Below are 10734 nucleotides of genomic sequence, written 5' to 3'. Positions count from 1 at the left end.
GGAACCGGATTTTTTTATTGTTTCCCCCCAATATATCGGGGGGATTAAGGGGGGTAATAATTCGATTAAAAGCACAACAAACCACTTTTCAAACAACCTCTTAGAGTGTCGGGAAGGGGGTTAGGTTTTTCGTGGGCTTTTCCACATAACTTGAAGGCTTCAACCTAATTCATAATTATTAATTCATAATTCATAATTAAAAAAGGTTCTGTACCCGGTGTAACTACCAAGCAGTCCTGTAATAGAAAGGGATTTAAATCCCCCTATTCAACATAATTATCAATTAGGAATATCTACTTTTGCACACTGGATTAGAGGACACAGAGAAATCAGAGTTTGAGAGATATTTTGCGTAAGTCCTATTAGTTATGAACTAGTAATTATTAATTTAATCATGAATTAGCATGACAGAGAAATGGCTTTCTATCGTCGGCATTGGAGAAGATGGATTACAGGGGTTAAGCGCGATCGCTCTTTCTCTAGTTGATCAAGCTAAAGTAATTGTGGGAGGCGATCGCCATTTAGCAATGCTCCCTACAGATGACCAACGTGAGAAACTACTCTGGACATCCCCCATAAGCACTTCAGTTGACGAAATCATTAAACGTCGGGGTGAGTCAATCTGCGTACTCGCAAGCGGTGATCCGATGTGTTACGGCATTGGTGTTACCTTGATGCGGCAAATTCCCGTCTCTGAAATGACGATTATCCCCGCACCTTCAGCTTTTAGCCTCGCCTGTGCCAGGGTAGGATGGTCTTTAACTGAGGTGGAAACCTTGAGTTTGAATGGTCGTCCATCCTCTCTACTCCAGTCTTACATTTATCCAAAAGCGCGGTTATTGATTTTGAGTGAAGGGAAGGACACACCCGCCATTGTTGCTCAAATTTTGACAAATCGCGGCTATGGTGGCAGTAAAATTACCGTCTTGGAGCGTATGGGCGGCGCTCATGAAAGAATTGTGGAAGGTACGGCTGCATCTTGGGGTGAAACTGAAGTTGCTGCTTTGAATGCGATCGCAGTTTATTGTATTGCTGATGCTGGGGTTATTCCATTACCAAGATTACCAGGATTACCAGATAACGCCTACCACCACGATGGACAGTTAACTAAACGTGAGGTTAGGGCAATTACCCTAGCAGCTTTGGCACCCACACCGGGAGAATTATTGTGGGATGTTGGCGCGGGTTGCGGCTCAATTTCTATCGAATGGATGCGGAGTCATGCTTGGTGTCGGGCGATCGCGATCGAACAAAACTCTTCTAGACTACTATATATTGCTGATAATGCCGCCACTCTCGGTACTCCAAATCTGCAAATCATTGAAGGTAAAGCGCCCCATGTTCTGAAAGATTTGCCAGCACCAGATGCGATTTTTATTGGTGGTGGGGTGACAGCAACGGGACTTTTTGATGTTTGCTGGGAAGCACTGCGATCGGGTGGGCGTTTGGTGGCAAATGTGGTGACGGTAGAGGGTGAGCAAACTTTATTTCAATGGCATGAACGAGTCGGTGGTGATTTAACTCGTATTGCCATTCAACGGGCGGAACCTATTGGTAAATTTTTGGGCTGGCGAGCAATGGCACCTGTGACGCAATGGGTAGTTGTGAAGTCTGAAAAATTGAATAGTTAATGTATGCGTGTGATCGCTCATTCCTAGTTTGATGTGAGTAGCTTTGGCTAATAAACTTTTATTACTAAAAATTAATCATAAAAAAAAATTTTCTAAAATTATAACTTTGGTACATTAATACCATATAATTCACCAGATAAGCTAAACTCTTCCCAAGAGCTTGCTAACTCCTATATTCACAAAATTGAAATATTTAACCTAAACAGGGGTTGGACTATGACATCAAGACATTCCTTTGAAGAAAGCTCAAATCCCTTAGCAAAATTAAATTATGCTCCATTACTGAACATAATTTTAGAGTTGATTAAAAAAAAGAAAATGTTTCAATTTTCTCCAGATAGGAAGAAACTCAGGATATCTGCTTATGATATCGCCTATGAAATTGCTACAAATCGAGAGCTACACCTACAAAGTCCCTTAACTCAAAATGTAGGCATTAAAGCCGCAACCGTAAATTTTATTTCGGAAACAGAGTTTTATTCTAAAATCAAAACAATCAGAGATGAATTGCAAAAACAACTTGATACTGCTTGTGGAGAAAACAAAACTAAATCTTCCTTAGAAAATCTTTGCACACAATTGTCTAATTTTAATAGCAATCAAGCCGGTTTACCATTTAAATATCCTTTTAACAAAACTTATAGTTTTACATCTCAGCGCTTAATCATTGAGAACAGGTTGGCTGAAGAGAGACGCAGAGGAACAGAGTCAATAATAAAAGCTCATCACTTGAATGTAAAATTTGAAGGCATAAATAAGTTTAATAGTCAGTTAGTCGATAGTCTTAAAAGTTATATAGATAATATAGCCGAACTGGATTCGCATGATTGGCAAGAACTGACAGAAATTTTAAATAACACATCAGGTCAAAAAAATTCTGAGCTTACTGAATTTAGAAAAATAGTAGATACTGAATCTCTACCGAGACTATTACGAGATATCAAAATAGATTATCTAGATTATTTGAGAAGGGAATGTGCAAAAACTAATATACGTTATTCTAATGCAGAGGGTTTTGAGTGTTTAGAAACATTAATTAATCGGCTGAGATTACTATCAGATTATATTAATGATGTAAATTTAGAAGATTCGCATTATGAAGTAAGTTATTTCCTGGATAAGCCGCTTAATCTCAGAACAGATTTTTCTCAAGCAAATGCCTTTGATATGTTACCTATCATTCCTGAGTATGAAGGAGTAATAGGGGAAAGCGTAGATAAAGATAGAGGTATCAAAGAATTCAACTTAGGTTTGAGGCTGAAACTGAATGGTTCTGTAAATTCTTATGAAGAAAACTCCGTATTGGATTACTTTATGAGCGAACTTGATCCTAACAGTCAGCGTCATATCGACCAACTGAAAGATCCAGCAAAAGCCAAGAACTTCAAACAGAAAGTTTTGAGAATTGCTTGTCTATATTATTTTCTTTTTGCTATCGATGAAGATGGTAAGACATCTGATAAAGATTATAATCCTATTCCTAAATTTGAGGCTGATGTTTTAAATAAATTAAAAGTGGGCGAGACTTCTAATGATGAGGCCAGAAATTTATTAATCAAAATTAGAAGCCTTATATTAACTCAGGATAGTTGGCAAGTTAGACGGAAGTTAGCAGCTTTAAGAAACTTGCTGCAAACTTTTCTTAGTAAAAAAGAAATATTGCCATCTTTTTCTAAGATAGTGCAACTATCTGTTAACAAGGAAATTCTGAATAAAACAAGCTCAAAAATTATCAAAACTCGTAATTTTTTCAAACTCGATTTAAATCAAGAAAGCCAATCACAAGCTAAAGAAAAAGCTAGAGAAGCCCTGGCTTATGTGGAGGTTGTAGCGCCTACTGTGAATGAACAATCTCTTACCTCGCTAGCTGTCACTTTTACCTTTGATGATGTTCGCTACTTTACAGATGGTGACAAGCAAGATTTCTCAATGAAATACGATATTGCAGAGATTAAAACATTGCCAGTAATATTTTCTCCAATCGGAGAGAAAGATGGCAAACCTATATCTCACGGAATATATGATAAATACTTTGCAAGTCAAAACATTATAGTTATTTATTACAAAACCAAGGAATTAAGAGAACAAATATTTAAAAACTCCCAATCGCCAGAAGCAAGTTTATATCGACAGGTATTCACATTACTAAGTTACTTATGCATCAACATTTGTCGAGAGCAAGTTAGCCTAGATACTCATAAAAAAGAAAAACTATTTATCCCAATTTTTAGATTTCATCTCCAAGATATTCAGAAAGTAGCAGAAGATGAAGTGTTTCTCAATTCTTTATCGAAAGCATTGGCGCATATTCTTCGCCGCGATTGCTTGGCTGATGCTCAAGGGCTAAATATTAAAATAATAGATAAGTCCTTTGATTTTAGAGTGCAAAATGCATTGTCCTCAATGTACGCTTTGATTCCCAAAACATTTGAATTTAAAGGCGTTTATCAGCCTCAACTTGAAGATAAACTCGCAATTATAGTTGTTTCTAGCTGGTTGAGTGATGCAGTTTGGGATGAAAAAGATAAACCTGTCAGAATTTCCAATATATATGGCGAAATTATTGTCATTAATAAGGTATCTGACACAGCAGTAAAAGTTGAACCTATCAAAACATTTGCAGACAATCAACCTCATTCTAAAATATCTACAGAGTCAGAGGTTGTTAGAGATGAAATTAGTAAACTTTACCAACAAGGTTATAGACATTTTCTATATATAGCAAAAGCTCCCTATAATAGGAGTTTGGGTATAACTAAATTAGAATCAGACCCAGATTCATTATTTTTTATGTCTCAGAAGGTAGTTGAGTATCTCAAAGAAGGGAGACCCGATATTAAGCTGTATCCTGTCTTTATGGATACTTACCCTGCCATCAACTTGATTGAAGGAAAAGCTGATTCTTTTTATATTCCTGATATTGAAGAATTGGAGAAGTTATCTTTAGATAAAAGCCAACAAACTAGAGTATTTCTTAACCTATTTACAGGGCGAACTGTAGATGAAAAACGCACAGTATTTAACAGCGTAGTTTGTTATAGCACTTTATTAAATATTTATGATGTTGCCGATACAAGAGATATTATGGCAGGTTTGTTAGATAAAAATTCACCTTTACAACAGACAATTTTACAATATATTACTTTGTTCCACTTCTCCCGATATGAAGTAGTTAGAAATATTGCACTTAAGCTTAACCCTTACAGTAAGCTAATTGGTGATGAAGGTATCGGTAAGATATCTACTTATAGTTACTCAACTAAAAATGTTAAGTTTAATATATTAGCCTTTTTGACCGAAATCAGGAGTGCGCTTTATGACAAATGATTTAGGCATCAACTTAGGTCGGGTATTTGAGATAAGTTTTAATATTGGAATTTTAACTTACTTTCAGCACTCCAATATTCAACACTCCTATGGCGATGTTTATCTCCAAGCTTTAAGTAAGTTATATCTGCATAAAATACAACAAGCTATAGCTAAGAAGTTCATAGATAAGTCTCATCAAGAGATTATTGGAGATTGGGTAAAGTTATTTATCCAAAAAGGCTGGACTTCTGGATACAGCTTTATTCGAGAGTATATCGAAGCTACTGGCTGGCGCACGAAAAGCAAAATAGAAATTCTCTATTTTCAATGTGATTTCTATAATGACAACGCTTTTGGTATTTTAGACAAAGATGAGATAGATTCCTATAAAGAAGTTTTGGAAAGCCAGGGATTTGAAAATGTAGATATCATTCACTATAAAGATACTGGCGAATTTCTGAAAGCTGATACTCTCTTATTGACTCGGTATTTGGGTAAGTATCGAATCTTAGTTATAGACTTGTCTACCTTTACAACTTCAGCTATTCATTCTGTCACTAACTTAAATAACATTCAAAGTTTGCTCGAATCATTAAATACTGAGTTAAATTATGTGCGTTCCAAGTCTAGTTTTTGTGGACTTGGTATCGATACTGGTAATAGTAGCGATAAAGATAACAAGCTTAACGAGATTTATTCTAAAGAATTGACTCACTACTTTTGTGCTTTCAAAACTAAAGATAAGGAAGCCGTTAAGGTTATTCAAGCCTGTAGTTATGCTTGGAGCTTTTATAAATTTATGCTGTCATCAGGTAAAATATTAGCAACTGACGCAGTTAAGTTTAATTGCTTTGGATATAGTGACAGAATGATTAACGGCATTGCCTTGACTAAAGAAAAAGACGATGCTCAAAATAGTCTGAAAATATTAAAAAATTGTTATGAAATTTATAAAGATAAGAGTTCTAAAGATATTGATGAGAGCCGCAACACATTACTTCAAGTTATTAAAAGTAATGCTGCTAGAAACTTTCAGGATGGCAGCAGGTTTGTCAATAATATAGTTGAAACGAAAAAAGATACAATAAACTATATCCAAAATACTGAAGTATTTGAGGCAGGTAAAGACTTTTTTAATACAGCTGATATTGTACCTGAATCTGTGAAGCGATCGCTACATTTGACAGCAACAGAATTCAGAGATGCTCATGCAGAGTTGATACATCGAGCGCTTGCAGATTCTAGAATACCATTCCTGTTTTTAACGGGAAATCCTGGAGTTGGTAAAACTACCGCAGTCGCAAATAAAATTATTGACAAATTAGATGAAGGTTCACTTTTGATATATATCAGTCCACGTATTCAGGTGAACCGAGATATTATCGATAAGTTTGAAGATAAACCCTTATTAAAATTTGTTGGAGATAATTTAATTTGTATTAATACAAACAAAAGAATCCTAGATTATGCCAATAGTGGCTATGCAGTTGAATACTATAGCAACCAACTTAATGGAGAACGTCTAATAGGGCAAGTTAAATTTCTTGATGCTAGCACCTTAAAAGAAAAACTGCTTGACCTTCCAAGTCAATTGGTTAGATATGCAGATAACTTAATACAAGTAGAGAACCGCAATCAGGTAGGAGTTTTAGCAAGTTTATGCGAAGCAATTCACACCTGCATCATTAATCCTGGTTTACCTAATAATATCATTGCTACAGCATCAATTCAATCACTCAAAGAAACTCGCTATGGTAATACTTTAAAGCATTTTGGAAGAATATTTAGCAGTGCTTATAATTCCTCAAGTAAGCCTCCTGGAATTATCCCAAAGAAGATGAAAGAAATCGCGAGTCGAATGAAAAATATTTTCATTATGATTGACGAAATTACAGGTTCTCAGGAAGGAGTAGCTTTTCTACATGGCATTATCGAGTTTATCGAAGAATATGATTTATTAAATCCTGAATATGGCTTTAATGTTAAGGTAATTACCGCCGATGCATCACTAACAATACAAGATATAGTTAATAGTCATCTTGCTAACAATCAAGTTCAGGGAGATAAAATCTTTGTTCGCCAAGTTTCAGACTCACCAGGACAATGTTTGTTTATCGAAGAATTTGACTTTCTACGTAAGCCTGCAACTTTGATTAATGCAAACTCCTATCCTGCTGCCAAACTTAACTTTAATTATCATATATTTATACAGTCAGTAAGCTCAGAAGATGTTACAAATGAAAGTTTAATTTTGGATGCTAAAGTCGCTGAAAAAATCAAAGAGGATATTTTGAGGCTACTGAAGCTAAATGATGGACAAATTATAGTTTATATTCAAAATAAAGATAGCCTCAAGTATTTAATTACTCAAATTTCTAGAGAATACCCTAAATTTAAGCTTCATGAAGAATATTTGGAAATACACGCTAGCTTGTCAGAGAAGGAAGAAGCTGAGATTCAGAAATACCGAAATAAAGTAAAAGTAGTTTTTATGACTGCTTCAGCATCTCGTGGTTTATCTTTCCCTGAAACCAAATATATTCTTGTACAGATTCCTGGGTTTCAGATTGAGCAAAACTTGATGGAAATCATACAAGTAATTTACCGAGGAAGAGGAGGTGAACTAGATAAAGGTGAGAAAAATTTGACTTTTTACTTATCTGATAAAGCGGTGTATTACCCCAAGCAGGTTGATGAAGATGGAAAGCGTTTAAGTGCTGATGAATCTGAGCAACTTGCAAATCTTTCGTTACAGGAGGCTTGCTTGAATGTGTTAAATATTCTTATTATTCTTAAAGCCTCTATTATGACCCGGATTATGGGTTCAGGAGAAATAGGTAGAAAGCAATACGTGATTATTCCTATCGGGGGTAAGGCAGTTAGTCAAGCAGGGGAAACATTTATTGGCTCATTGTCTAATTTATTAAGGGAAATTCGTAAGGAATTTAAAAAGCACCCTGAAGACAAGGTATTGGAAAGCATAGAGCAGACTTTGTATAAATTGCTTTCTGTGCATAAAACTGAAATTAGCCCTTATTCTAACAATAAATATTTACCTGAAAATGAAGAAGTATCCTATTTTTCAATAGGCTTTAAAAGTTTTTCACAAATTGAGACTAGCCTCGATAACTTGCTAAGTCTTCCACCGATTGAAAAGACTTACGTTAGAGGTAGTTTACTGATTGTACCTTTGTCAGATAAACTAGTAAAAGAAACTAATTATATTGACTTAGAAAAAATTCTTAACCAAGAGCAGAATGAAAATTTTATAAAAAAACTTAAGCTTTTGGTGATATCAGGAAGATACCCAAAACAAATTACAAGTGCTGCTTATTCCTTGATGGATTTGGCGAAAACACTTTTTAATGAGTTAGAACGTTCGCAAAAATTAAGTCAAACTTCACTTTTATCAGAACGTTATTACGCTTTGCCTATACAGACGTTCTTATCTTTCCAGGCTTTTGAAGACTATTTTGAAAATGAGAGGGAAGTTTCTAATCTGTCTTTCCGGGATATTTTGGCTCGGTACGTTTCTACACTCGCTTTAGCATATAATATTTTACCGATTGACTCTAATTATCAAAATATTCCTTACGTAGTCTTTAATAGTGGTGCGATGGACAAACTAGGGAAAAGCCTATTTAATGAAAACCAAATATTCCAGTCTAAAGAAATGAATATTCTCAATTTAATTCTTTCCCAAGAAGATTGATTTTAAATTAACTGTCAATATTAATCACTAACTAATTAAAGTATTTTTTCTTAAAAAAAATGGCAAATTGTAATACTAGTATATGTGTTACAAAATGAAGTGCAGAATGTGGGTTATAAAATCTAGTTAAACTAAATGATAAGATAAGTCACCATGTCATCACCAGACAAATTCCATGCCATATAGTCAGTTCACTCTCAGCAAGGCAAAGAAGGCGTTTGATCTCAAAATCGTTGAAGATTCTCGGTTCTTCCCAGAGATTGAATCCATTTCTCCCAGCCCCAGATTGGCGAGTGAACTCGAAGATTTACCTTGGACGATCGCTGTCGGTTCAGAAAAGGCTCGCTCTGAAGCCATTGTTTATCCAATGCTACAGGAAGTCAGGCGTATCCTCAATCGTCAGATCAGTTTATTCTCTGGACGCGAGTTTAATGTAGATTCAACTTGTGATCTGACTGGCTATGTTGACTTTTTGATTAGCCATTCACCAGAACAACTTATTATTGAAGCCCCCGTTGTTGTGGTAACTGAGGCAAAAAAAGCTGACCTGAACGAAGGACTGGGACAATGTGTGGCGGAGATGGTCGCTGCTCAACGCTTTAACGAAACTTCCGAGAATATAATTTCCACTATTTATGGTGTTGTCAGCAGTGGTACTCAATGGCGGTTCATGAAGTTGGAAAGACAAACGGTAACAATTGACCTAACGGACTACCCGCTACCACCAGCAGATCAGATTCTTGGCTTTTTAGTGTGGATGGTCAAGGGGTAGGGTTTGTAGTGAAGACTCTAGTCCAAATTTATTTTAATGAATAAATCTTTTAATTCTTCAGCAATTTTTTGGGGTGGATTTCCTGATAATGCGTAGGCGTACCCCGCACTTCTCTACGAGACGCTGCGCGAACGACTTGGCTCAGTGACCACCGCAGACATCGCAATTAAACGTTCTGCTGCTCGAAATTTCCCACAGTTTATTGCCAGAGTTGCAGCACTGCGATGTAATACGGAACGAGTCGGTTCGGCATCAAGTTGATATTTATAATTACCCTTACAGAAGTGCGATCGCCTGTCTTTCAACTACTCTGTTTATCTACTATTAGATTCCTCAACTTTTCTTCATCAAAAGTAAGCCCATGACGTTCTAAATATGGGCGCAAATTTATTTTAATAAATAAATCTTTGAGTTCTTGGGCAATTTCTTGGGGGGGATTTCCTGATAGTGCGATCGCAATCAAACGTTCTGCTACTCGAAATTCACCACAGTCTATTGCAAGAGTTGCAGCACTACGATGTAATACTGAACGAGTCGGTTCGGCATCAAGTTGATTGGCAATCAGTGCAGCAGCTTGAGATTCTTTTTCAAAAGCTTGTCGAGAAACTTGACTAGCTTGCTTTAAGTCTCCTCTGAGTTTAGCAGTAAAAGCTGCTTCGGCCAAATCCATCGCCTGTTTATGCAACTCCTGAATCTGACTCATTTTTCCACAATAAAAGATAGGGGTCTGCTAAATTCAACAATAATAATGTAGGCAGGAAATTTGCCATCTGAAGGATTAGTTTGCTCAATTTTTTGTTTGACTCTAGCTCTAACCCTGCTATCATCTGCTTTACGTAGACCTGAAACTTCCAACCGTACTTTATTTTGAAACGGAAGTTCACCTGCTTCATCTTCGCTACCTAACCAATAATCAAATCCAGTGCCTTTGCGCGATCGCTCAATGACTGTAAACTGAGTTAATTGTCTGATGAGCATAAAAGCAATGCCATAGGCTGCTTATTCTGTGGTGAACTCTTTATCATTCCTGCAACGGAGCATTTGCTGTGTAACAGGTTGCCAATATAGTCTAAATCTGGCGGTAAATTCTCCATTAACTGTGAGTTCTACACCCTGTAAATGACCTTGATCCTCCAAACACACTGCACAAGCTTCTGCTAAAGCTGCTCCAAAAGATGGAGTTATAGCGGGTAGTCCTTCTTCTAATTTAGTTAATACTAGGGCGTGTCATCAATTAAGCCAGATAACAGTAGCAGCAAGATAAATTGCACCAAGAAAGTTTATTGCTCGCTTATCATAACGTGTAGCGA

Annotated in this window: 7 protein-coding genes; 4 read left to right on the top strand and 3 right to left on the bottom strand. The window is 36.3% G+C overall.

The window, feature by feature from the left end:
- Nucleotides 1-404: 404 nt before the first annotated feature.
- The 4 genes from cbiE to V7K15_RS11405 all read left to right on the top strand — a co-directional run bounded on the left by cbiE (nt 405) and on the right by V7K15_RS11405 (nt 9424).
- Nucleotides 405-1631 (top strand): precorrin-6y C5,15-methyltransferase (decarboxylating) subunit CbiE, encoded by a 1227-nt coding sequence (cbiE, locus tag V7K15_RS11420; RefSeq protein WP_334905616.1) that lies wholly within the window; start codon nt 405-407, stop codon nt 1629-1631.
- Between the two features lie 216 nt (nt 1632-1847).
- Nucleotides 1848-4958, top strand: a complete 3111-nt coding sequence (locus tag V7K15_RS11415; protein WP_334905615.1) for a hypothetical protein — start codon at nt 1848-1850, stop codon at nt 4956-4958.
- Nucleotides 4948-8652: a helicase-related protein gene (locus V7K15_RS11410; RefSeq protein WP_334905614.1), complete on the top strand. Its 3705-nt coding sequence runs from the start codon at nt 4948-4950 to the stop codon at nt 8650-8652. The genes V7K15_RS11415 and V7K15_RS11410 overlap by 11 nt, the downstream gene beginning before the upstream one ends.
- A 175-nt stretch (nt 8653-8827) precedes the next feature.
- Nucleotides 8828-9424 (top strand): hypothetical protein, encoded by a 597-nt coding sequence (locus tag V7K15_RS11405; RefSeq protein WP_334905613.1) that lies wholly within the window; start codon nt 8828-8830, stop codon nt 9422-9424.
- Nucleotides 9425-9537: 113 nt separating this feature from the next.
- Here the strand turns inward: V7K15_RS11405 and V7K15_RS11400 are convergent, their stop codons facing one another.
- The 3 genes from V7K15_RS11400 to V7K15_RS11390 are packed head-to-tail and all read right to left on the bottom strand — an operon-like array spanning nt 9538 to nt 10402.
- Complete coding sequence (locus V7K15_RS11400) at nt 9538-9729, bottom strand: hypothetical protein (protein WP_334905612.1); 192 nt, start codon at nt 9727-9729, stop codon at nt 9538-9540.
- A complete protein-coding gene (locus V7K15_RS11395; RefSeq protein ID WP_334905611.1) occupies nt 9726-10127 on the bottom strand; it encodes a hypothetical protein in 402 nt (133 codons plus the stop codon). The genes V7K15_RS11400 and V7K15_RS11395 overlap by 4 nt, the downstream gene beginning before the upstream one ends.
- Complete coding sequence (locus V7K15_RS11390) at nt 10124-10402, bottom strand: hypothetical protein (RefSeq protein WP_334905610.1); 279 nt, start codon at nt 10400-10402, stop codon at nt 10124-10126. Before V7K15_RS11390 ends, V7K15_RS11395 begins: the two co-directional genes overlap by 4 nt.
- Nucleotides 10403-10734: the final 332 nt, after the last annotated feature.

The sequence above is a fragment of the Nostoc sp. genome (assembly GCF_036919815.1).
Taxonomy (GTDB): Bacteria; Cyanobacteriota; Cyanobacteriia; order Cyanobacteriales; family Nostocaceae; genus Nostoc.
This window is presented reverse-complemented; position numbering and strand designations above follow the sequence as displayed.